A 21,761-nucleotide genomic window follows, 5' to 3' on the forward strand; every position below is an offset into this window, starting at 1 on the left:
CCGGACAGACCGTATATCACGTTTCGATTTGGGGGTCTTTTATGTCGATGTCGTCCGTTCGTCTGCTTACCCTGTGCGTCACGCTGGGCACCTGCTCCCTCTCCTTTGCTGCCGATAAACTGGTGTTACAAACCACCTGGGTCGCCCAGGCGGAGCAAGGCGGTTATTACCAGGCCGTTGCGGCAGGAATCTACAAAAAATACGGGCTGGATGTTGAGGTGCGTTCCGGCGGGCCGCAGCTGAATAACATGACCCTGCTGCTGGCGAACCGGGCAGATGTGATTGTCAGCTACGATTTGCAGGTGCTGAAAGGCGTGGAGCAAAACTTCCCCCTGAAAGCGATCGCCGCCCCGTTCCAGTTCGATCCGCAGGGGATCCTCACCCACAGCAACGTCAATTCTCTGGCTGACCTGAAAGGTAAAACCGTGCTGGTGTCCGCCAGCGGCCAGGCCAGCTGGTGGCCATGGCTCAAGAACCAGTACAAGCTCGAAGACAGCCAGGTTCGCCCATATACCTTCAACATGCAGCCGTTCCTTGCCGATCGGAACACCGCTCAGCAGGCGTATGCCACCTCCGAAGTGCAGCAGGCCAAAGCCGCCCAGCCCGACAGTAAATTCTGGCTGTTCGCCGAACACGGCTATCCGGCGTACGGCGGTATTTTAGTGACCCGCACCAACCTGCTGGCCGAAAAGCCGGACGTCATGAAGCGCTTCGTTGAGGCGTCAATGGAAGGCTGGAAGGCGTATCTGGCCGATCCAACCCTCGGCAATCAGTTGATCAAAAAAGAGAATCCGCAGATGAGCGATGCGGTGCTGGCTTTCGGGATCGCTCAGATGAAAACCCTACACCTGATCGACGGCGGCGATGCGGCGAAAAAAGGTCTGGGCGTAATGACCGACCAGCGCTGGCAGGCTACGCGCAACTTTATGGTCAGCGCCGGGCTGCTGGACAAGGCCACTGATTATAAAGCGGCCTTCACCACCCAATTCTATCCACAGGCCGCGATGTAAGGAGCCTCTATGCATCACATCTTACCTTTCGAACCGCCTGGCACGACCCAATCGTCAGAGGAACCGCGTTTCCTGATGGCGCGCGGCGTGGAAAAAACCTGGCCGAACGGCACCGTCGCGCTGGCGCGCCTGAACCTGAACATCGGTCGTGGGGAACTGGTATCGCTGCTCGGCCCGTCGGGCTGTGGCAAAAGCACGCTGCTGAAGATGTTCGCCGGGCTCGAACAGCCCAGCGCCGGGATGCTGCGCTGGAATGGACAACCATCGCTGGCGCAGCAGTGCCAGATGGCAATGGTGTTTCAGGAAGCCACGCTAATGCCGTGGGCCACCGTCGAAGAGAATGTGCGCCTGCCGTTAACCTTGCGCGGCGTGGGTAAAAAAGAGAGTACCCCGCAGGTGATGCAGGCGCTGCTGGCGGTCGGGCTGGAGAACTTTCTCCACGTCCGCCCACGGGAGCTTTCCGGCGGGATGCAGATGCGGGTGGCGCTAGCGCGCGCGCTGGTGACCGAGCCGGATTTGCTGCTGATGGACGAACCCTTCGGCGCACTGGATGAGTTCACCCGCCACAAACTTGATGCCGATATCCGCGCGCTGTGGGGCCGTCGCAACCTGACGGTGCTGTTCGTCACCCACAGTATTTATGAAGCAGTATGGCTGTCGTCGCGGGTGATTGTGATGGGGGCTCGTCCGGGGCGGGTCATCGCCGACATCGAGATTGACGGGCCGTCGATTCGTGATGCGTCCTTCCGTACCTCACCGGCGTTTATCCGCCAGGTGGCACAACTTTCCGACTTACTTGAACAGGCCAGCGGAGGCGTACATGACTAAACCTCTTATCCAGTATCCGCAGGTGCAGCGGGCGCTATGGCCTCTGCTGGTGCTGTGGGTGCTGCTCATCGTCTGGGAAGCCGGGTTCCGCCAGTTTGCCGTCCCGGTTTATCTGGCTCCAAAACCGAGCGACATTGCGCTGACGCTGTATAGCCAACATTCAGCCCTGTTTGCCAGCCTGCTGGTGACGCTCAAAGTCACGCTGCTGGCGTTTCTGCTGGCGGTGGCGATCGGCACGCTGGTCGCGTTTTTATGCGTGCAAAGCCGGGTGATTGAATCCTGCCTGATGCCGTGGGCGATCCTCTTTCAGGTCACGCCGGTGGTGGCGATTGCGCCGCTGGTGATCATCTGGATCCACAACACCACCCTGGCACTGGTAGTGTGCGCGATGCTGGTGGCGGTATTTCCCATTCTGACCAACACCACGCTCGGGCTGCGCAGCGTCAGTCCTGGGTTACTGAACCTGTTCCACATTAACCAGGCCAGCCGCTGGCAGGTGCTGATGCGCCTGCGGGTGCCCAACGCGATGCCCTATTTCTTCAGCGGGCTACGGATTTCCTGCGGGCTGGCGCTGATTGGCGCCGTGGTGGCGGAATTTGTCGCCGGAACCGGCGGCACCGGTGCCGGGCTGGCGTGGCAAATTTTACAGGCCGGGTTCCAGCTCAATTTACCCTTGATGTTTGCCGCCCTGTTTCTGATCACCTGCACCGGCCTCGCGCTGTGGGCATTGATGTCATTATTAACCCGTTGGTGCCTGCGTGGCTGGCACGACAGTGAGCTGGCCTGAGGATAACCATGAACATATTGATTAAAGGCTGTACCGCTGTCATGACCGGCAACCGCGACAGGCCTCGCAGTTCCGGCCACGACATCCGCGTGGCCGACGGACGGATTGCCGCTATCGGTAGCCTGACGCCGCAGGCCGGTGAACGGGTCATTGATGCGCGTGACTGCGTGGCCTATCCCGGCTGGGTCAACACCCATCATCATCTGTTTCAGTCGTTACTCAAAGGCGAACCACAGGGGCTGAACCAGAGTCTCAGCGCCTGGCTGGCCTCCACTCCTTATCGTTTTCGCGGCGCGTTTGATGAACACACTTTTCGCCTCGCGGCGCGCATTGGGCTGGTGGAACTGGTGCGTTCAGGCTGTACCACGGTGGCCGATCATCACTATCTGTACTGGCCGAACATGCCCTTTGACGGCGCGGCGATTTTGTTTGAGGAAGCCGAGGCACTGGGCGTCCGATTCGTGCTCTGCCGGGGCGGCGCGACGCAAACCCGTGGCCTGGAAAGCGCCTTACCCACCGCCCTGCGCCCTGAACGTTTTGACGACTGGATGCAGGATGTTGAGCGTCTCGCCGGACAATATCACCAGCCGCAGGGTGACGCGATGCGCCGGGTGGTGATGGCCCCGACCACCACGTTACACTCAACCACCGCCCTGGAGTTGCGTGAAAGCGCGCGACTGGCGCGGGCACTCGGCCTGCGTTTGCACAGTCATCTGTCCGAAACAGTCGATTATCTAGATGCGTCACAAGCCAAATTTGGCATGACGCCGCTGCAATTTTGCGCCGAACAGGAGTGGATCGGTCACGATGTGTGGTTCGCGCATTTGGTCAAACTGTTGCCAGAAGAGATAGCTCTGCTGGGTGCCAGCGGCAGCGGCATCGCCCACTGCCCGCAGAGTAATGCCCGGCTCGGCAGCGGGATTGCGGATGTGGTAGCACTGGAACAGGCGGGCGTTACGGTGTCGATTGGCGTTGACGGCGCAGCATCGAATGAAGCCGCCGATATGCAGAGTGAAGCCCATGCCGCCTGGCAGCTACAGCGCGTGCGCAAAGGGATGCTGGCCCGCCCGCGCTATGAGGGCGGCACCTTTGAAGGCGGGGGTGATGCCGCCCCGGTGGAAGATGTGATCCGCTGGGGAACGTCGGGCGGTGCGACGGTATTGGGCCTGGATACCGGAGAGCTACGCCCGGGCATGGCAGCCGATATCGCGCTGTATCAGCTTGATGACCCGCGCTACTTCGGCCTGCACGATATCGCTATCGGCCCGGTGGCCTGCGGCGGTCGGGCGCATCTGAAGGCGCTGCTGTGTCAGGGGAAAATGATTGTCGAAAATGACGCGATCCCAGGACTGGATCTACGAGAGTTAGGGGGTCAGGCGGCAGAAGCAGTAAAGCAACTTCAGCAAAGATCGGGCGTACGTGGATAAGAATAATGCCCGATGGCGCTAACGCTTATCGTGCCTACAATCGTAGGTCTGGCAAGCGTTAGCGCCGCCGGGCTTGTATCAAAGACTGTAGCCCGGTTTTTTCAGCAGCGTCTCGAGCTGCGGGCCAATCTCTTGATCCCAGACCTGCGCTTTCCAGTCGGCTTCGGCTACCTGCTCCAGACCGACGCTAATCGAGCCGTCTTTACTGCCCAGATGACGGCTAATCGCAGCGGCGATGTCGGCCGCCAGGGCGTTTTTCTGTTCGTCGTTCAGGTCACGGGGAAAACATTTAATGGCTACGTGCGGCATGGTGGTCTCCTTATTGTGTTCCCTAAAACTATCATCTTCTCAGCGACTTAATTAGCGTTTTGTGCAGTTAAGAGGTCGTTATTGCGCAAGACGTTTTGCAGTTCCTCGCGCTGGGCGATGTGGTCGGCGATGGCGCTCGCTGTGGTGTGCCAATGGGCGGCGCAAGATGAGGATGGGTGTCGAGGATCATCAGCGCGATGGCGGCGGATTCGGTCATCACGCTGCCATCGTCGAGCCGCAACGTTGGCACCTGACACAGTGGATTTATCTGTTCCAGCACGTCGTGCTGCGGGCCTGGATTGTCGAAGCCGCTGACATCGACGAAGTGGTACGGGATTTCCGCCATCGTTAGCATCACTTCGCTGATTGCCGAACCCCAGCCCGGCACGCCATAGAGCGTTAACATACGTTGTTCCTCTTTGGATGCAGAAACCAACAGTATGGACCCAAATCACGGATAGGTGATCCCCGGCGGGTTCACTTCGGATTGCGCCACACCCTCGCCATCCTCTCCCCAGCGGGCAAGGATTTTTTGCACCTCCCCTCCCGTTCAGCGCGGTTTGCAGGGCATACACCAGCCGGTTCCCCTTTTTGGTGGTGGTAGCCACAAACGCCTTTTTCGGCCCCAGCCCGACCACTTTGGTTTTGCCGCTCAGGGCTGCTTTATACGACGACACCGACTGCGGCCCGAAGAACACATCCGCCCGGCCCGACTGGATATAGAGATTGCCCGAGGCATCATCGGTCAGATACACCGGCAGCGCCGGGGCGCGCCCGGCCTTCTCATTCTCTGCATTCCAGCCAAGTAAAATGCGTTCCTGGTTGGTGCCCGAGCCGACAATCACTTTTTTACCAGCGAGATCTGCCGGGCCTTTCACCGACGCTATCGCACTGTCTGATTTCACCGAAAACGCCAGCGAATCGACGCGGTAGGTCGCGAAATCGAACTTCTCTTTGCGCTGCTCGGTGACCGCAATATTCACCAGCGCCACGTCATAACGCCCGGAGGTAATGCCGAGCGGCCAGTCTTCCCACGCGGTCGGCACCAGTTTGAGCTTCAGGCCCAGGCTTCCCGCCAGCAATCGGGCGATATCCGGGTCGCTGCCGATTCGTGTGCGGTTATCACTGGCCAGCAGCGCCAACGGCGGAGAGTTAAGAGCAGAAATCGCCACCGTCAGCGTGCCCGGCTCAACAAACTGGTAGCTCGCGGGGATCTTCGCGATCGCTTTTTCATCCCGCGTGACCGGGAGCGGCTGCTCGTTGGCCTTCAGGTCGATGCGCCCTTCTGCCATCGCTGAACTGGCGCACAGCAGTCCGCAAAGTAGGGTCCATTTAGTCATGACAGTACCTTCGATAAAAATTGTCGCGTTCGTGGATGCTGCGGGCGATTCAGCACCGCGTCGCTTTCGCCCTGCTCGACGATTTTGCCATCAACCATAAACACCACCTGATCCGCCACTTCGCGGGCGAAACCAATCTCATGGGTCACCACCACCAGCGTGGTGCCGGACCGTGCCAGGGTTTTGATCACATCCAGCACTTCACCCACCAGCTCCGGATCCAGTGCCGAGGTCGGTTCATCAAACAGCATCACCCGCGGTTTCAGGGCCAACGCACGGGCGATGGCGATGCGCTGCTGCTGCCCGCCGGACAGATGACGCGACCAGGCGTCGGCCTTATTGCGCAGGCCAACCACATCCAGCAGTTCATAGGCCCGCTCTGTGGCCTGTTTCTTTGTGAGCTGGCGGTGCGCCACCGGGGCTTCAATCAGGTTCTCCAGCACCGTCATGTGCGGGAACAAATTAAAGTTCTGGAACACGTAGCCGACGTTGACACGCTGGCGCAGGATCTCCTTTTCCTTGAGTTCATACAGCTTGTCGCCCTGTCGACGGTAGCCGATGTAATCGCCATCAATCTGGATAAAGCCTTCGTCCACCCGTTCCAGATGATTGATGGTGCGCAGCAGCGTCGATTTTCCCGAGCCTGACGGGCCTAATATCACCGTCACCGTACCGGGCGGGATCTCCAGCGACACGTTATCCAGCGCCTTGTGGCGGCCAAAATATTTGCTGACGCCGGTAATCGAAATGTGGCCTTCAGGAGAGTTGAGCATGGGCAGGCTCCTGGGTTGCAGTGGCAGCAGGCGTAACGGCGCGGCTGCGGTTGGTATTGACGGCGGAGCGGCGCTCGCTCTTCGCCAGGGCGCGTTCCACCAGATACTGAATGGCGGACAGGAAGCTGGTGATCACCAGATACCACACCGCGCCCACCATCAGCAGCGGAATAACCTCCTGGGTGCGGTTGTAGATCATCTGGATGGTGTAAAACAGTTCCGGCATAGCCAGGACGTAGACCATAGCAGTGCCTTTGGCGAGGCTGATAATTTCGTTAAAGCCGGAAGGCAAGATGGTGCGCAGCGCCTGCGGGAGAATAATACGCAGCGTGCGTCGCCAGGCAGGCAACCCCAGCGCCGAGGCCGCTTCATACTGACCGTGATCGACCCCCAGAAAACCGCCGCGAATGATTTCAGCGGTATAGGCACTCTGCACCAGCGTCAGGCCAACCACGGCGGTGGAAAACTGCCCCAGCACATTGATGGTCTGGTAACTCGCCCACGTAATGCCGGTGAACGGAATCCCGACCGATAGGGTGTCATAGAGATACGAGAAGTTGTACAGCACGATCAGTACCACGATCAGCGGTAGCGAACGGAACAGCCAGATGTATCCCCATGCCAGGCTGCTGAGCAACCAGGATGATGACAACCGGCACAGGGCCAGAACACCGCCGAAGAGAACGCTCAACACCGTACCAAGCAGGGTCAACAGCAGCGTTTGCCCTAACCCTTCCAGGATTATCGGATCGAAGAACCAGCGGGCGAACACCCCCCATTCCCAGCGCGGATTAAAGGCGACCGACTGGATAACGATCGCCAGAATCAACAGCGCCACCCCGGCACCGACGATGCGCAGCGGGTAGCGCGCGGGCACCACTTTAATGGTTTCGTGCGTCTTCATCGTCACTCCTCAGGCGCTTTTACTGAGCGCGGGCACCGCCAGCGCTTTGGTGAACCGAAGTCGTCCATCGAACGGCGGGCGGCTGTACTCTTCCGGATCGCGATAAAGATCGAACTGCGGCTGATAGTCCTGGCTCAGGTACAGACGCACCGCCTCGGGCTGGCGAAAACCGGTGGTCAAATACAGTTGGGTATATCCGGCGAGCAGCGCCCGCCGTTCCAGTTCTGCCACCACGCGTCCGGCCAGCCCCTGCTGACGCAGGGTTTTATCGGTCCAGATACGTTTGATTTCGGCGGTCTGGGCGTCATAGGGTTTGTAGGCCCCGGTGGCAATGATCGCCCCCTCACGCTCCAGCACAATAAACAGTCCCTGCGGGGGCAAATACCATTCGGTCAGCTCAACCTCGGCGTCACGTGAAAAGTAGTCGCCGTAGCGGGCGGCATATTCTGCAAACAGCCCGTTCAGAATCGGCTGGAGTTCCGCATCTTCCGGGGAAACATCTCGAAAGTGTTCGCTCATGATAAGCTCCTCAGTCGCCGAGTCCGGCCGGGTTAACTTCTGATTGCGGAATGCGCTCCACGCCTTCGCCCCAGCGGTTCAGCACCTTGTCGTAGTCACCATTTTTAATGACCCCGTTGAGCGCGGTCTGCACCGGTTCGGCTAAGCCGCTGCCTTTTTTCAGCGTCACGGCGATGTGTGCCGCCTTCGGCCAGCCACCGTCCACGCTGCCCACCAGTTTGGTTTTGCCATTCAGCGCCGCTTTCCAGGCACCGATCACGTTGGGGCCAAAGTAGGCATCGGCGCGACCGGACTGTAATGCCAGCGTCTGGGCGGCATCGTCTTTGGTGTACACCGGGGTAAACGGCTTCAGACCTTTTTTGACGTTATCGGCGTTCCACGCCAGCAGGATCGCTTCCTGGTTGGTGCCCGACCCGACGATGATTTTCAGCCCGGCGATATCTTCGGCTTTCTCAATCTTGCCGATATCACTGGTCGATTTGACGTAGAAGCCGAGTGAATCCTTGCGATAGGTGGCGAAATCGAATTTCTCTTTACGCTCTTTGGTCACCGTAATGTTGCTGACCGCCGCATCGTATTTGCCGGAAGCCACGCCGAGCGGCCAGTCTTCCCATGAGGTCACCACCACGTTGAGCTGCAGGCCAAGGCTATCGGCCACCAGACGCGCGATATCCACTTCGCTGCCGAGCAAGGTTTTGTTGTCATCGGAGAACACGGTCAGCGGCGGCTGATTCAGCCCCGCCACGGCGACGGTAAATTTCCCCGGCACCGCGGGTTTGAAGCCCAGCGGTAATTGCGCAATGGCCGAAGGGTTTTTATCGGTATTAACCGGCGCTTTATTGGCTTCGACGCTCACGCCAGTGCCGTTGATGGTGACGTCACTGGCCTGCGCCAGCCCGGAAAATGCCAGCGTGATAGCCAGCAGCAGCGATGATTTTTGCATGGTGAAGTGTCTCTTATTATTTATTTGGCGAGTGGCGTGAACTGATTAACGGGTTGAGCCAGACCTAAGCTTTCTCGCAGGGTATGGCCCGGATACTCACGGCGAAACAGGCCGCGCGCCTGAAGCACGGGCACTACCTGGTCGACAAAGCGCGGGAAAGTGTCCGGCGTGCCGCCCTGAATAATGAATCCGTCGGCGGCGTGGCTGTCGAACCACTGTTGTAAACCGTCGGCGACGTCTTCTGCCGTTCCGGAAAAACGCGGGCGCGGGCTGGCGGCTTCCAGCGCCACCTGACGCAGAGTTAACCCCCGCTCACGCGCATTACGTTTGATTTCATCGGTGGTGCTGCGAAAGCTGTTCTGGCCCAAATCGCCCAGTTCCGGGAAGGGTTCATCCAGCGGATACTGGCTGAAATCGTGATGCTCAAAGTAGCGCCCGAGATAGTTCAGCGCGTCGGTCATCGACACCAGCGCCGCCGTGGTTTGGTACTGCTGTTCCACATCGTCGGCATCGTCACCGACAATCACGCTCACGCCCTGGAAAATATGCAGTTCATCGGCGCGACGACCCTGAATTTCCAGCTGACTTTTCACATCACGATAAAACGCCTGCGCTTCTTCGCGCGTGTCGTGATGAGTGAAAATCGCGTCAGCGTGCGTCGCCGCCAATTTTTTTCCGTCGTCCGAGGCGCCTGCCTGAAATATAATCGGCCTGCCCTGCGGCGTGCGGCCAATATTCAGCGGCCCGGAGACCTGGAAAAAATCACCGTGGTGATTGAGAGTATGTAATTTGCTCGCATCGAAGAATTGACCGCTGGCTTTATTACGCACAAACGCGTCCTCTTCCCAGGAATCCCACAGCCCTTTCACCACCTGCAAATATTCATCGGCGATGCGATACCGCAGGGCATGCTCCGGGTGCTGGGCGCGGGAGAAATTCTTCGCCGACCCTTCCAGCGGTGACGTCACCACGTTCCAGCCCGCACGGCCGTTGCTGAGATGGTCGAGGCTGGCAAACTGACGGGCGGTAATAAACGGCTCGCTGTAGGAGGTCGACAGCGTGCCCACCAGACCCAGATGCTGGGTCACGCTCGCCAGCGCTGATAAGACCGTCAATGGCTCAAAACGATTTAAAAAATGGGGAATCGATTTTTCGTTGATATATAACCCATCGGCGACAAAAATAAAGTCCAGTTTCCCTTCCTCTGCTTTTAATGCCGTTTGTTTAACGAATTCGAAATTAATGCTGGCATCAGCCTGTGCCGCCGGATGACGCCAGGCAGACATATTTCCCGAGGCGCCGTGTAATATCGTGCCGAGCCGTAATTGTCGTTCTGAAGACATAATGACCCCTTAAGTGAACGCTTAAATGTGCTGTAAAGCTTTTTCCGCCAACGTCGCAAAATAGTGCGCCGCCGGGGCGAGTAATTTCTCATCCGGATTAAACGCCGGATGATGCAGGCCAAATTCACTGGCGCTGCCGATACTGACGAATGCGCCGGGGATCTGTTGCAGATACACCGCAAAATCTTCACCGCCCATATGCAAATCCGCCTTCGCGGTGTGATAGCCCACCTCGTCGGCAACCTGAGTGGCAAACTCCGCCCATTCGGCGGTATTGACCAGCGCCGTGGGTCCCGCGTACCAAATCACGTCGATTTGCGCATTAAAGGCGCTGGCAAAACCGGCGGCCATTTCACTGACCCGCGCTTTGACCTGCTGCTGCACTTCGGTGCGATGGGTGCGCAGCGTGCCTTCCAGTTCGACGTTTTCGGGCAACACGTTCCAGGTATTACCGCCCTGAATACGCGTCACGCTCAGCACCACCGAATCGAGAGTGTTCACCTCGCGGCTGGCGACGCTTTGCAGGGCGCTCACCAACTGGCTGGCAAGCAAAATGGCATCCTTTCCTTCATGAGGGCGGGCTGCGTGGGCGCCCTTTCCGTGCACCCGCACCACGAAGCGATCGACGTTGGCGTAGAAGGCTCCGCCGCGGGTGGCAAAGGCGCCCACCGGCAGCCCAGGTTCGTTATGCATACCGAAAATGGCGGAAACCCCCTCCAGCGCACCGGCGCGGATCAGGGTTTTCGCCCCGCCAAAACTTTCCTCGGCAGGCTGAAACAGAATACGTACGCGGCCCGGCAGCTCGGCTTCGCGCGCTTTTAGCAGTAGCGCGGCCCCAAGCATCACGCTGGTGTGAACATCATGCCCACAGGCGTGCATCACCCCGCTATTTTGCGATCGAAACGCCACTTCAGCGGCTTCTTCAATCGGCAACGCGTCGATATCGGCGCGCAGCGCAATCACCTTTTCACCTGTGCCTATTTCCGTCACCACGCCCGTTTTCAGCGCGTACGGCGAAATCGACAGACCGGCGCTTTGCAGCCAGTCACGGATCCGCGCGGTGGTGGCCACTTCCTGCAAAGAGAGTTCCGGGTACTGGTGTAGTTCGCGCCGCCAGGCAATCAGCTGTTGTTCGAAGTTCATGACAGCACCTCCGCGCGGTTCAGCGCCTGGGCCAGCAGACGTAATGACGTCTGACGGGCAGCGCCTTCGGCAATCGGGGTGTCGATAATGAATTCGTCCACGCCGTAATACTGATGGAGGGCGTCCAGCTGGGCGCGCACCTGTAAGGCAGTACCGGCAATTAACGACGATTCACGACGCACGATCTCCACCGCAGGGCTGCCCGCCTGATGCGCAAAGGCTTCGGCCTGCTGCTGAGTGGCGACCGACACGCGCTGGCCGTTTTCCAGCCGCACGCCCCAGACTTCAACCTGTTCCGCCAGGGTAGCCGCCTGAGCGGCATCCGGGGCGACAATCACCTGCACCGCGACAATCGCATCGCGCAGGCTCAGCGTCCGCCAGCGGGTTATCACCTCGCGGAGCAGGTTTTTATCGCCGTTCAGGTGCGCGGCGAACACAAAATTCCAGTCCAGCTGCGCGGCGAGTTCTGCACTTTCGAGGCTGGCCCCTAACAGAAAACCGTCCGGGCGCTGCGGTGGAACCGGCGTCGCCAGCACTGCATCGGCGCTTTCCGCCCGCGTGAGCGATAACCAGTTGTCCAGTTGTGCAAGCTGGTCAGCAAAGCTGCCCTTCTGCTGGGGATCCACGCCCTGCTGTAAGGCGCGAGTAGAATGCGGTAAACCGCCCGGTGCTTTGCCCACGCCCAAATCGACACGACCCGGCGCAAGAGAGGCCAGCAGGTTGAAGTTTTCCGCGACTTTATACGGGCTATAGTGTTGCAGCATCACCCCGCCGGACCCGATCCGAATCCGCTGGGTCTGCCCCAGCAGCCAGCCAATCACCACTTCCGGTGACGGGCTCGCCAGCTGCGGCGTGTTGTGGTGTTCGGCGATCCAGAAACGGTGGTAGCCCCAGGCATCGGCCTGTTGCGCCAGCGTTAAGGTACGGGCCAGGGCCTGAGATGCGGTCTCGCCATCTGCCAGTGGGCTTTTATCCAGGATACTGATTCGATAAGACATGTCGCAGGCTCGTTATGAGGAACATGTCTGCATTATTAGGAGGGGTTGTGTCGCCTGAGAAACAATTTATTTACATTTGCTCAGCACAAAATTAGATATCAGGGGAACGTTGTTGCGACAATTGGGTAATAAAGGCTTCAGTTTCGGCCTGATTGCGCAGTCTGACGAAGGTCAGCCCTGCAAACTGCGGATCGTGCATATCTGTCAAATAGCGCTGCCGATTTTTATGCCATGTTTTAAGCGTCCAGAGAATAATAGAGTCACGGCTAAAAAAAGAACGGCGAAAACGTTCCCTGTTACCGGTGCCTGGCCACAGTTCCTGTTTCGTCCAGGCACGCGAAAAGGCTCGACCAACAGCCTGCCGTAACGTTCGCCAGAAACCATAATCCACCCATACAATCATCTCGACGTTGCGCCATTTCACCGGACGCGTACGATTATAATTCCCGTCGAGCACCCAACCTTCGCTGGCGGCTAATATGTTTTCCAATCGAGCAAACAACTCATCGTCCGGTGTTCCCTGCCAATCAGGCCGCCAATAAAGCGTATCCATTTCGATATAAGGCACATTCAATTGTGTAGCCAGACGGCGAGCCAGCGTTGATTTCCCCACCCCGCTCGTACCAACCACGTTAATTCTCATCTCGTCCCTCTTTTTTGATTGCCCTGCTCTATCACTTTAACCAAGAAAATTGTGAGGCAGGCCTGAATTCACGCTTCAGGCCTGCCTCAAAGTTGATAAGAACGGCGTTTAACGCCCGGCGTATTGTTCGTCGGTAACTTTCTCAAGCCAGGTGACCGGCGATCCATTCTCGGATTCGGCGATGGCGATGTGGGTCATCGCGGTTTCTGAACTCGCACCGTGCCAGTGCTTGATGCCCGGCGGGATCCAGGCGATATCGCCCTGGTTCAGCGCCTGAGCGTCTTTTCCTTCTTCCTGCAACCAGCCACGCCCCTGAGTCACAATCAGCGTCTGTCCGAGTGGATGGGTGTGCCAGGCGGTACGCGCCCCTGGCTCAAACGTGACCGTCGCCCCGCCCACTTTGGCCGGTTCCGTTGCCTGAAACGGCGCATCAACTCTGACCGTACCGCTAAACCATGCTTCCGGGCCTTTGACCGACGGCAGTGAACCACTACGAATAATTTTCATACTTCCTCCTGGTTGATGGATCTAGCGTAGCGCGGATTGAACAAGACGATTAGACTGCATAATCAGAATGGAACTATGAACTCAATTCATTAATCAGGGTAGGCAATGCTGAAAGACAATATTCATGACCTGCTGTCGTTTATGGTGGTGGCGCGTGAGCGCAGCTTTACCCGTGCGGCGGCGCAGTTGGGCGTGTCGCAGTCAGCGCTCAGCCATGCGATGCGTAACCTCGAGGCGCGGCTCGACGTGCGACTCCTGACACGCACCACCCGCAGCGTGGCGCCCACCGAAGCGGGTGAAAAGTTGCTGACCCGCCTCGGCCCACAGCTTCAGCAAATCGAAGACGAACTGAATGCGTTGCATGCATTGCGCAATAAACCCGCTGGAAATATTCGGATAACCGCCGGAGAACACGCGATGCAGTCGGTATTGTGGCCTGCGCTGCGCCCGTTTCTGGCGCGTTATCCGGATATCCATGTCGAAGTGACGGTCGATAACGGTCTGACGGATATTGTCGATGGGCGCTTTGATGCCGGCATCCGCCTCGGTGAGCAGGTAGCGAAAGATATGATTGCGGTGAAAATCGCCCCGGAAATGCGAATGGCGGTGGTGGCGTCGCCGGATTATCTGGCGCGTTTCGGAACACCCGTTTCCCCACGCGAGCTGGAACATCATCGCTGCATCAATATGCGCCTGCCGACACGCGGTGGATTGTACGCCTGGGAATTTGAACAAGGCGACCAGGTGCTGCGGGTGAGAGTCGAAGGTCAGCTGACGCTCAATACGTTGCCTCAGCGTATTGACGCCGCGCTTGCCGGGCTCGGTTTTTGCTATGTGCCGGAAGACACCATCGCCGACGCCGTCAGCTCAGGAAAACTGGTCAGTGTACTGGAAGACTGGTGTCCCCCCTTCCCCGGTTACTACCTCTATTACCCTGACCGTCGCCAGCACACGGCGGCGTTCGCGCTGTTGATTGATACGTTGCGGCTGACATAACGTACTGGAAACGCTACCAAATAATTATGCTATCGGTTCTCTGATAGGCAGCAGATCTGACCACACGAAATGTTTCGACGGCCGTCACTGGAACGGCGGGTATCTTTTGCGTCGCTTAACATTTGCAGGTAGGATGCTGCGCCATGTTTTGCCTTATCTCTACGTCAGAATGTTCAGAAAGGCAGAACTCTGTGCTGCCGCGCAATCGTTTAAACGCTGCGGCACTTTTTTGGGCCCCGGTAAGGGGTAAAGACAGGAAAACGGGATACAACATGAGCACAAAACACGACAGCGCGGCGGAGCATCACGCAGCTAAACGCCGCTGGCTGAACTCGCATGAAGCGGGTTATCACAAGGCGATGGGCAACCGTCAGGTTCAAATGATCGCCATTGGCGGCGCAATCGGTACCGGTCTGTTTTTAGGTGCCGGGGCGCGCTTACAGATGGCAGGCCCCTCTCTCGCCATCGTCTATCTGGTGTGCGGCATTTTCTCTTTCTTCATTCTTCGTGCCTTGGGCGAACTGGTTCTGCATCGTCCATCAAGCGGGAGCTTCGTTTCCTACGCCCGTGAATTCCTCGGCGAAAAAGCGGCCTACGTGGCGGGCTGGATGTACTTCGTTAACTGGGCGATGACCGGCATCGTCGACATCACCGCCGTGGCGCTATACATGCACTACTGGGGCGCGTTTGGCGACGTTCCGCAGTGGGTCTTTGCCCTTGGCGCACTGGCTATCGTCGGCACCATGAATATGATTGGCGTGAAGTGGTTCGCCGAGATGGAGTTCTGGTTCGCCCTGGTTAAAGTGCTGGCAATTGTGGCTTTCCTGGTGGTCGGGACTATCTTCCTTGGCAGCGGTAAACCGCTCGACGGCGGCACCACCGGCTTCCATTTAATCACCGATAACGGTGGCTTCTTCCCGCACGGCCTGTTGCCTGCGCTGGTGCTGGTTCAGGGCGTAGTGTTTGCGTTTGCGTCCATTGAGCTGGTCGGTACAGCGGCAGGGGAATGTAAAGATCCGCAGACCATGGTGCCAAAAGCGATTAACAGCGTTATCTGGCGTATCGGTCTGTTCTACGTCGGCTCGGTCGTGCTGCTGGTGCTGCTGCTGCCGTGGAATGCCTACCAGGCCGGACAAAGTCCGTTCGTCACCTTCTTCTCGAAGCTGGGCGTGCCTTATATTGGCGATGTGATGAACATGGTGGTGCTGACTGCTGCGCTGTCCAGCCTGAATTCTGGGTTGTATTCAACCGGCCGTATTCTGCGCTCCATGTCGATGGGCGGTTCTGCGCCGAAGTTCATGTCAAAAATGAGCAAACAACATGTCCCTTACGCGGGGATCCTGGCCACCCTGGTCGTGTATGTGTTTGGCGTGTTCCTGAACTATCTGGTGCCATCACAGGTCTTTGAGATTGTGCTGAACGTGGCGTCGATCGGCATTATCGCCTCCTGGGCGTTCATCGTGGTGTGCCAGATGCGCCTGCGCAAGTTCATTAAAGAAGGCAAATGCGCCGACGTCAGCTTCAAGCTGCCAGGCGCGCCGTTCACCTCATGGTTGACCCTGCTGTTCCTGCTCAGCGTACTGGTGCTGATGGCCTTTGACTATCCCAATGGCACTTACACCATCGCCTCGATCCCACTGTTAGCCGTGCTGTTGATTGCGGGCTGGTTCGGTGTGCGCAAGCGTGTGGGTGAGATCCACAGCACCGCCCCGGTACATCCTGACGACGTGAAGTAGCTGTAAGCCCAGCGGCGCATATGCTGGCCGGGTCTGAACAACGTAGGCCCGGCAAGCGTTAGCGCCGGGCTTTTTTTTACAGCGAAATTCGGATCACATCGTCCGGCTGGGTGGCTTCTTTCTCACGGCTGGATGCCTGCTTCACGCTGACGTACAGCGTTTTGCCATCGGCGGAAAGCGCCAGGCTGTTCGGGTTGGTTGGCGTATCGAACGTTTTCACCACTTTATGGGTTTTGGCGTCAATCACGCTGACCTGACCGGCTTTACGGTGAGTCACGTAGACTTCGTTCCGGGTTGGGTTGAACAATACGGCCAGAGATTCCGGCACCGCGATTTTGTTCAGCACTTTACCGTCACGGTAATCGACGACCAGCAATTCCGGCTGTTTGAAATCGGTGATATACGCCCGATGATGGGCGGTATCCAGCGCGATATTCAGGAACGCATGTTCTTTGCCGTCATCCACCAGTTTCTGGCGGGTGAGAATGCTGTTTTTTGCGGTGTCGATGGTGACCAGTTCACCCTCTGCGCTCACGGTGTACAGACGCTGCGCGTCGGTATCCAGCGCCAACGCCGTCGCCCGACTACCGATGCCGCTGATGGTCGCTTTTAGTTTCAGCGTTGTGCCATCAATCACCCACACCACGCTCTCTTTACCCACCCCGGTGACGTAAACGGTATTGGTTTTGTCATCCACGGCCAGCTCGCGCGGCTGCAACGGTTTCACCGTTTCGCTGCGCTGACGTGAATCCAGCACCACACGCCCTTTCACATCACCCGTTTTCGCATCGATGGCGGTAACGGTGCCGTTAGTGGTATTGCCGAACCACAACGTTTGCGTCTGGTTATCAAGTGTGGCACCAAACGGTTTTAAATCGCTGTGAATGATCTGGGTCGCCTCCAGCGTCACCGGGTCAAGACGGTAAATCACCCCGCCCTTATCGATTTTACGGCTCTGTGAGGTTGCAACCCACAGCGCGTTTTCCTGCTGGCTGACGGCCATCTCATAAACCCCTTTCCCAACGGCTTTACGCAGCATTTCATCCGCGGCGTGGGCGCTGAACGATCCGGCCAGCAGTAAAGAGGACAACAGCAGAGAACGGCGAAAACGCGGCATGGACATATGACGTAAAGACATGACGACTCCCTTTGAAATGCAAAATGATGTACTGCCCGACATGCTTCCTGCTCGCAGCGTCATGGCACTGCGTTAGTTGTTGAGAATAGTAATCATTAATAACTCAAAAGGGGAGCGTTTATTCCGCCGCTTCGGTAGAAATGTGCCATTGTTAAACCTGCGTTTAACGTAACGTGCCGTTAAACTTTTCAAATAATTTACAAAAGAAGTAACATATTCACAGTTGTTCCATTTGGTTCATTATCACGAGAATTGCATGAAAATCATTACTGTCCGCAGGGCCGCGCTTCCGGCATTACTCTTGCCGCTTCTTTCACTGCCTGACGCCCAGGCTGCCGACGAACAGACGATGGTGGTCTCAGCCAGCCCACAATCCGTTTCTGAACTGGATACGCCCACCGCCGTCAGCGTCGTTAACGGCGAGGATATGCGCCATGCCGCCCCGCAGGTGAATCTATCGGAATCACTGGGCGCGGTACCCGGCCTTCAGGTACAGAACCGTCAAAACTACGCCCAGGATTTACAGCTGTCGGTGCGGGGTTTTGGTTCGCGTTCGACCTTCGGCGTGCGCGGCATCCGTATTTATGTGGACGGCATTCCGTCAACCATGCCCGATGGACAGGGTCAAACCTCGAATATCGACATTGGCAGCATCGACAACGTGGAAGTCCTGCGCGGTCCGTTCTCGGCGCTGTACGGTAACTCCTCCGGCGGGGTGGTCAACGTCACCACCCAAACCGGCCAGCAGCCAACGACCCTTGAAGCCAACAGCTATTACGGTAGCTTCGGCAGCTGGCGTTACGGGCTGAAGGCCAGTGGCGCGGTGGGGGATGGAACGCAGGCAGGCGATGTGGATTACACCGTTTCTACCTCCCGGTTCGATACCCACGGTTACCGCGATCACAGCGGCGCGCGGAAGAATCTTGCCAACGCCAAACTTGGCGTGCGCATCAATGACGTCAGCAAACTGACGTTGCTGTTCAACAGCGTGGATATCAAAGCTAACGATCCGGGCGGCCTGAGCTACAGCGAATGGCGAGCCGATCCGCGTCAGTCGCCGCGCGGCGATCAGTACAACACCCGTAAAGAAACCAAGCAGACTCAGGCGGGCCTGCACTACGAGCGTGAGCTCAGCGCCCACGACGATTTGAGCGTGATGATGTACGCCGGTGAGCGCCAGACTACCCAGTATCAGTCGATCCCCATGGCGCCGCAGCTCAAACCTTCACACTCCGGTGGCGTTATCGACCTTGACCGTCATTATCAGGGGATCGACACCCGTTGGACGCACCGCGGTGAGCTGTTAGTTCCGGTCACCTTCACCACCGGTCTCGATTACGAGAATATGAGCGAGAAGCGCAAAGGTTACGAAAACTATGTGCTGAATAACGGCGTGCCGGAATACGGGCAACAGGGTGCGATGCGTCGTAACGAACGCAACCTGATGTGGAACCTCGACCCGTATCTGCAAACTCAGTGGCAGCTGACCGATAAGCTGACCCTGGATGCAGGCGTGCGCTACAGCTCGGTGTGGTTCGACTCCAATGATTCCTATGTCGCACCGGGTAACGGCGACGATAGCGGCGACGCCAGCTATCACAAATGGCTCCCGGCGGGCTCACTGAAATACGCAGTGACCGACGCGTGGAACGTCTATGTTTCAGCGGGGCGCGGGTTTGAAACGCCGACCATCAACGAACTGTCCTACCGTCCGGATAATCAGAGCGGCCTGAACTTTGGCCTCGAGCCCTCGACCAATGAAACGGTCGAAATCGGCAGCAAAACGCGAATCGGTAACGGGCTGCTCACCGCCGCCCTGTTCCAGACCGATACCGATAATGAAATCGTGACCGACACCAGCAGTGGCGGGCGTACCACCTACAAGAATGCCGGTAAAACCCGCCGTCAGGGCGCGGAGCTGTCGCTCGATCAGCAGTTTGGTGAAAGCTGGAAATTGAAAGCGGCATGGACGTGGCTCGACGCGACTTACCGCAGCAATGTGTGTGACGACAGTAACTGTAACGGCAATCGTATTCCGGGCATTGCGCGCAATATGGGTTACGCCTCGTTTGGTTATGAACCTGAAATGGGCTGGTATGCAGGGAGCGATATTCGTTATATGAGCGATATCATGGCTAACGACGAAAACACGGCCAAAGCACCGTCCTGGACCGTGGTCGGGCTGAACACCGGCTACAAGTTTGGCCTCGGCAACAACTGGAAAATGGACCTGTATGGCCGCGTCGATAACCTGTTCGACCGTGAATATGCGGGATCGGTGATTGTGAACGAATCCAACGGACGTTATTACGAACCTGCCCCAGGACGTAATTACGGCGTCGGTTTATCGGTAGCGTATCAGTTCCAGTAGTTTTTTTGCGTGCCGGAACATCCGGCACGCTATATTAAGTTCGTAATTCGTTAATAACGGAAATTAATTAATATACTGCCGCTGTAAAATAGCGGTCCCCTGATCGATGGCCCGACACATCGCCGCCCCACTCTCCGCTTCATCTTTTTTTTCCAGCGCACCCAGCAAATCGTCATAATAACGATGCTGTTTAAACACTTCGCACGACATCGGATGCAAATAATGAAAGCACGGCCCAATACGCACCCACAGTTGTTCGATGAGTGCCGCCAGCGTCGGCATTTCGGCATAGTCGTACAAGCGAAAGCGGAAACGGCAGTTGGCCTGCAACGCCCGCTCCATATCACCCTGCGCTTTGGCCTCGTGGAATGCCTCCACGTAGTGACGTAAATCGTGCAGTTTGTCCTCGGTCATCAATGCCGCCGCCGCGGACGCCGCCATGCTCTCCAGTTTCTTGCGGATCTGATTGATTTCGTTGTAACGCTGGAGTGTTACCTCTGGTACCAGAAACGCCTGCGCAGGCGTGGCCTGGAGTGCGCCGGAAGAAACAAGGCGCAACAGCGCTTCCCGTACCGGGGTGATACTGGTTCCTAATTGCTCGGCAAGATCCCGCGTGACCAGGCGAGCACCGGGCTTAAGTGCGCCAATAATCAGCGCACTCTTTAAATTCACTTCCACCTGCATGGTCAGACTCATTCGCTGTGCTTTTTCAAAATCAAGCATGGTTATTTCCTGTTTCCATAAGCATTGTTCTCGTCACGGCCTAAGAGAAAACAACTCTGCACGGTGGCAAAAACTCGCCTGTATCGTGGTGGTGTTGGAAATAACATGGAGCAATCTGCTACAAATATTAATTTTTTAATTATTAGGTTGTTATAAAGGCCGTGCACATCATACAAATTAACTATTGCACGGTTAATTAAAGACGCTAATCGAATTTTTGCACGAAAAGTTGCGGCGCCCGGGGCGCCGCTCGTCACTTTTTACTCGTCGGACCCGACGCGAATAACGACTTTACCGAAATTTTTACCCTTTAACAGACCGAAAAAGGCCTCTGGCGCGTGTTCCAGCCCGTCGGTAATCTGTTCACGATATTTTATCAATCCTTCACTGATCCATTGCCCCATCGCCTGCTGGAACTCACCAATGCGATGACCATAATCCTGACCAATGATAAAGCCCTGCATGCGGATACGTTTTTTCAGTATCGTGCCCATCAGCAGCGGCAGACGGTCCGGACCGGCAGGCAGGTCAGTCGCGTTGTACCCGCTTACCAGGCCGCAGACCGGCACGCGCGCCGCGGTGTTCAGCAACGGCAATACCGCATCAAACACGTTGCCGCCGACATTTTCGTAGTAGACGTCAATACCCTGTGGACAGGCTTTCGCCAGCTGTTCGGCGAAATCATCCGCGCGGTGATCGAGACACTCATCAAAGCCCAGCGTGTCGATGGCGTAACGGCATTTTTCACTGCCGCCAGCAATGCCGACGACCCGACAGCCTTTGATCTTGCCAATCTGCCCAACGGTCGCGCCGACCGGCCCGGTTGCGGCAGCCACCACCAGGGTTTCACCGGCTTTCGGTTGGCCGATATCCAGCAGGCCCATATAGGCGGTAAAGCCCGGCATCCCGAGAATGCCCAGCGCCCAGGACGGATGTTCCGGGTTATCCCCCAGCTTCACCAGCCCTTGTCCGTCTGAAATCTCATAGTTCTGCCAGCCGCCGTAGCTCAGCACCCAGTCACCCGGTTTAAAACCATCGAGATTGGACTGCTCAACGCGGCTGACCGTGCCGCCCACCATCGTCGCGCCAATTTCCACCGGCGGCGAATAGGACGGGGCATCGCTCATGCGGCCACGCATGTATGGGTCAAGCGAGAGATAAACGGTGCGCAACAGCAGTTGTCCGTTGCCCGGGGTGGGAATGTCGCCCTCTTCCAGGCGGAAATTGTCCTTTACTGGCTCGCCGTGGGGACGGGACGCCAGAACCCAGCGACGATGACGTAACGCGTGTTGACTCATGGTCTGCTCCTTGTGTGAAAACATC

Annotated in this window: 18 protein-coding genes and 3 pseudogenes; 7 read left to right on the top strand and 14 right to left on the bottom strand. The window is 57.5% G+C overall.

Annotation, left to right across the window (positions count from 1 at the left end; genetic code table 11):
- Positions 1–41: 41 nt before the first annotated feature.
- From ACG0Z5_RS01665 to ACG0Z5_RS01680, 4 genes are read left to right on the top strand one after another with little or no spacing between them, the layout of a single operon-like run.
- Positions 42–1,010 (top strand): ABC transporter substrate-binding protein, encoded by a 969-nt coding sequence (locus tag ACG0Z5_RS01665; RefSeq protein WP_394445012.1) that lies wholly within the window; start codon positions 42–44, stop codon positions 1,008–1,010.
- A gap of 9 nt (positions 1,011–1,019) precedes the next feature.
- Positions 1,020–1,838 (top strand): ABC transporter ATP-binding protein, encoded by an 819-nt coding sequence (locus tag ACG0Z5_RS01670; RefSeq protein WP_394445013.1) that lies wholly within the window; start codon positions 1,020–1,022, stop codon positions 1,836–1,838.
- Positions 1,831–2,625, top strand: a complete 795-nt coding sequence (locus ACG0Z5_RS01675; RefSeq protein ID WP_394445014.1) for an ABC transporter permease — start codon at positions 1,831–1,833, stop codon at positions 2,623–2,625. Before ACG0Z5_RS01670 ends, ACG0Z5_RS01675 begins: the two co-directional genes overlap by 8 nt.
- A gap of 8 nt (positions 2,626–2,633) precedes the next feature.
- A complete protein-coding gene (locus ACG0Z5_RS01680) occupies positions 2,634–4,052 on the top strand; it encodes an amidohydrolase family protein (protein WP_394445015.1) in 1,419 nt (472 codons plus the stop codon).
- A 78-nt stretch (positions 4,053–4,130) separates the two neighbouring features.
- Here ACG0Z5_RS01680 and pptA read toward each other — a convergent pair whose 3' ends face one another.
- The 11 genes and pseudogenes from pptA to ACG0Z5_RS01735 form a co-directional block, all read right to left on the bottom strand.
- Positions 4,131–4,361, bottom strand: coding sequence for a tautomerase PptA (gene pptA, locus ACG0Z5_RS01685; protein WP_394445016.1), 231 nt, complete (start codon positions 4,359–4,361; stop codon positions 4,131–4,133).
- Between the two features lie 136 nt (positions 4,362–4,497).
- A pseudogene (locus tag ACG0Z5_RS01690) lies at positions 4,498–4,767 on the bottom strand (glutathione S-transferase N-terminal domain-containing protein); the annotation flags it as partial.
- Between the two features lie 45 nt (positions 4,768–4,812).
- Positions 4,813–5,653 (bottom strand): annotated as a pseudogene (locus ACG0Z5_RS01695) (transporter substrate-binding domain-containing protein).
- A gap of 44 nt (positions 5,654–5,697) precedes the next feature.
- Positions 5,698–6,474, bottom strand: coding sequence for an amino acid ABC transporter ATP-binding protein (locus ACG0Z5_RS01700; RefSeq protein ID WP_394445017.1), 777 nt, complete (start codon positions 6,472–6,474; stop codon positions 5,698–5,700).
- A complete protein-coding gene (locus ACG0Z5_RS01705; RefSeq protein ID WP_394445018.1) occupies positions 6,458–7,378 on the bottom strand; it encodes an amino acid ABC transporter permease in 921 nt (306 codons plus the stop codon). The genes ACG0Z5_RS01700 and ACG0Z5_RS01705 overlap by 17 nt, the downstream gene beginning before the upstream one ends.
- 9 nt (positions 7,379–7,387) lie before the next feature.
- Positions 7,388–7,897, bottom strand: a complete 510-nt coding sequence (locus ACG0Z5_RS01710) for a GNAT family N-acetyltransferase (RefSeq protein WP_394445019.1) — start codon at positions 7,895–7,897, stop codon at positions 7,388–7,390.
- Positions 7,898–7,907: 10 nt separating this feature from the next.
- Positions 7,908–10,183, bottom strand: a pseudogene (locus ACG0Z5_RS01715) (NtaA/DmoA family FMN-dependent monooxygenase).
- A gap of 21 nt (positions 10,184–10,204) precedes the next feature.
- Complete coding sequence (locus ACG0Z5_RS01720; protein ID WP_394445020.1) at positions 10,205–11,326, bottom strand: amidohydrolase; 1,122 nt, start codon at positions 11,324–11,326, stop codon at positions 10,205–10,207.
- Complete coding sequence (locus tag ACG0Z5_RS01725) at positions 11,323–12,324, bottom strand: LLM class flavin-dependent oxidoreductase (protein WP_394445021.1); 1,002 nt, start codon at positions 12,322–12,324, stop codon at positions 11,323–11,325. The genes ACG0Z5_RS01720 and ACG0Z5_RS01725 overlap by 4 nt, the downstream gene beginning before the upstream one ends.
- Before the next feature lie 91 nt (positions 12,325–12,415).
- Positions 12,416–12,967 (bottom strand): AAA family ATPase, encoded by a 552-nt coding sequence (locus tag ACG0Z5_RS01730; RefSeq protein ID WP_394445022.1) that lies wholly within the window; start codon positions 12,965–12,967, stop codon positions 12,416–12,418.
- Positions 12,968–13,075: 108 nt separating this feature from the next.
- The gene (locus ACG0Z5_RS01735; RefSeq protein ID WP_394445023.1) at positions 13,076–13,474 is read right to left on the bottom strand and encodes a cupin domain-containing protein; all 399 of its coding nucleotides are present in this window, start codon (positions 13,472–13,474) and stop codon (positions 13,076–13,078) included.
- A gap of 105 nt (positions 13,475–13,579) precedes the next feature.
- Between ACG0Z5_RS01735 and ACG0Z5_RS01740 the strand changes: the two genes are divergently transcribed.
- Positions 13,580–14,470, top strand: coding sequence for a LysR family transcriptional regulator (locus ACG0Z5_RS01740; protein ID WP_394445024.1), 891 nt, complete (start codon positions 13,580–13,582; stop codon positions 14,468–14,470).
- Positions 14,471–14,742: 272 nt separating this feature from the next.
- The gene (ansP, locus tag ACG0Z5_RS01745; protein ID WP_394445025.1) at positions 14,743–16,206 is read left to right on the top strand and encodes an L-asparagine permease; all 1,464 of its coding nucleotides are present in this window, start codon (positions 14,743–14,745) and stop codon (positions 16,204–16,206) included.
- 76 nt (positions 16,207–16,282) lie between these two features.
- On the opposite strand, the gene ACG0Z5_RS01750 is transcribed toward ansP, so the two are convergent.
- Positions 16,283–17,344, bottom strand: coding sequence for a YncE family protein (locus tag ACG0Z5_RS01750; protein ID WP_394445026.1), 1,062 nt, complete (start codon positions 17,342–17,344; stop codon positions 16,283–16,285).
- Between the two features lie 256 nt (positions 17,345–17,600).
- Here ACG0Z5_RS01750 and pqqU point away from each other — a divergent pair, with 256 nt between their 5' ends.
- Positions 17,601–19,715, top strand: a complete 2,115-nt coding sequence (pqqU, locus tag ACG0Z5_RS01755; protein WP_394445027.1) for a TonB-dependent receptor PqqU — start codon at positions 17,601–17,603, stop codon at positions 19,713–19,715.
- A gap of 63 nt (positions 19,716–19,778) precedes the next feature.
- Here pqqU and ACG0Z5_RS01760 read toward each other — a convergent pair whose 3' ends face one another.
- Both ACG0Z5_RS01760 and ACG0Z5_RS01765 read right to left on the bottom strand, forming a co-directional pair.
- Entirely contained in the window at positions 19,779–20,438 is a 660-nt protein-coding gene (locus ACG0Z5_RS01760) for a GntR family transcriptional regulator (RefSeq protein WP_394445028.1), read from the bottom strand.
- 260 nt (positions 20,439–20,698) lie between these two features.
- Positions 20,699–21,736, bottom strand: coding sequence for an NADP-dependent oxidoreductase (locus tag ACG0Z5_RS01765; RefSeq protein WP_394445029.1), 1,038 nt, complete (start codon positions 21,734–21,736; stop codon positions 20,699–20,701).
- Positions 21,737–21,761 lie beyond the last annotated feature (25 nt).

Origin of the sequence: Scandinavium sp. M-37 (assembly GCF_043558715.1) — a bacterium.
Lineage (GTDB): Bacteria > Pseudomonadota > Gammaproteobacteria > Enterobacterales > Enterobacteriaceae > Scandinavium > Scandinavium vulneris_A.

What these genes read in the sequence shown, in the direction of transcription:
- ACG0Z5_RS01665 (WP_394445012.1), top strand. Translation starts at nt 42, where the DNA reads ATGTCGATGTCGTCCGTTCGTCTGCTTACCCTGTGCGTCACGCTGGGC.
- ACG0Z5_RS01670 (WP_394445013.1), top strand. Translation starts at nt 1,020, where the DNA reads ATGCATCACATCTTACCTTTCGAACCGCCTGGCACGACCCAATCGTCA.
- ACG0Z5_RS01675 (WP_394445014.1), top strand. Translation starts at nt 1,831, where the DNA reads ATGACTAAACCTCTTATCCAGTATCCGCAGGTGCAGCGGGCGCTATGG.
- ACG0Z5_RS01680 (WP_394445015.1), top strand. Translation starts at nt 2,634, where the DNA reads ATGAACATATTGATTAAAGGCTGTACCGCTGTCATGACCGGCAACCGC.
- pptA (WP_394445016.1), bottom strand. Translation starts at nt 4,361, where the DNA reads ATGCCGCACGTAGCCATTAAATGTTTTCCCCGTGACCTGAACGACGAA.
- ACG0Z5_RS01700 (WP_394445017.1), bottom strand. Translation starts at nt 6,474, where the DNA reads ATGCTCAACTCTCCTGAAGGCCACATTTCGATTACCGGCGTCAGCAAA.
- ACG0Z5_RS01705 (WP_394445018.1), bottom strand. Translation starts at nt 7,378, where the DNA reads ATGAAGACGCACGAAACCATTAAAGTGGTGCCCGCGCGCTACCCGCTG.
- ACG0Z5_RS01710 (WP_394445019.1), bottom strand. Translation starts at nt 7,897, where the DNA reads ATGAGCGAACACTTTCGAGATGTTTCCCCGGAAGATGCGGAACTCCAG.
- ACG0Z5_RS01720 (WP_394445020.1), bottom strand. Translation starts at nt 11,326, where the DNA reads ATGAACTTCGAACAACAGCTGATTGCCTGGCGGCGCGAACTACACCAG.
- ACG0Z5_RS01725 (WP_394445021.1), bottom strand. Translation starts at nt 12,324, where the DNA reads ATGTCTTATCGAATCAGTATCCTGGATAAAAGCCCACTGGCAGATGGC.
- ACG0Z5_RS01730 (WP_394445022.1), bottom strand. Translation starts at nt 12,967, where the DNA reads ATGAGAATTAACGTGGTTGGTACGAGCGGGGTGGGGAAATCAACGCTG.
- ACG0Z5_RS01735 (WP_394445023.1), bottom strand. Translation starts at nt 13,474, where the DNA reads ATGAAAATTATTCGTAGTGGTTCACTGCCGTCGGTCAAAGGCCCGGAA.
- ACG0Z5_RS01740 (WP_394445024.1), top strand. Translation starts at nt 13,580, where the DNA reads ATGCTGAAAGACAATATTCATGACCTGCTGTCGTTTATGGTGGTGGCG.
- ansP (WP_394445025.1), top strand. Translation starts at nt 14,743, where the DNA reads ATGAGCACAAAACACGACAGCGCGGCGGAGCATCACGCAGCTAAACGC.
- ACG0Z5_RS01750 (WP_394445026.1), bottom strand. Translation starts at nt 17,344, where the DNA reads ATGTCTTTACGTCATATGTCCATGCCGCGTTTTCGCCGTTCTCTGCTG.
- pqqU (WP_394445027.1), top strand. Translation starts at nt 17,601, where the DNA reads ATGAAAATCATTACTGTCCGCAGGGCCGCGCTTCCGGCATTACTCTTG.
- ACG0Z5_RS01760 (WP_394445028.1), bottom strand. Translation starts at nt 20,438, where the DNA reads ATGCTTGATTTTGAAAAAGCACAGCGAATGAGTCTGACCATGCAGGTG.
- ACG0Z5_RS01765 (WP_394445029.1), bottom strand. Translation starts at nt 21,736, where the DNA reads ATGAGTCAACACGCGTTACGTCATCGTCGCTGGGTTCTGGCGTCCCGT.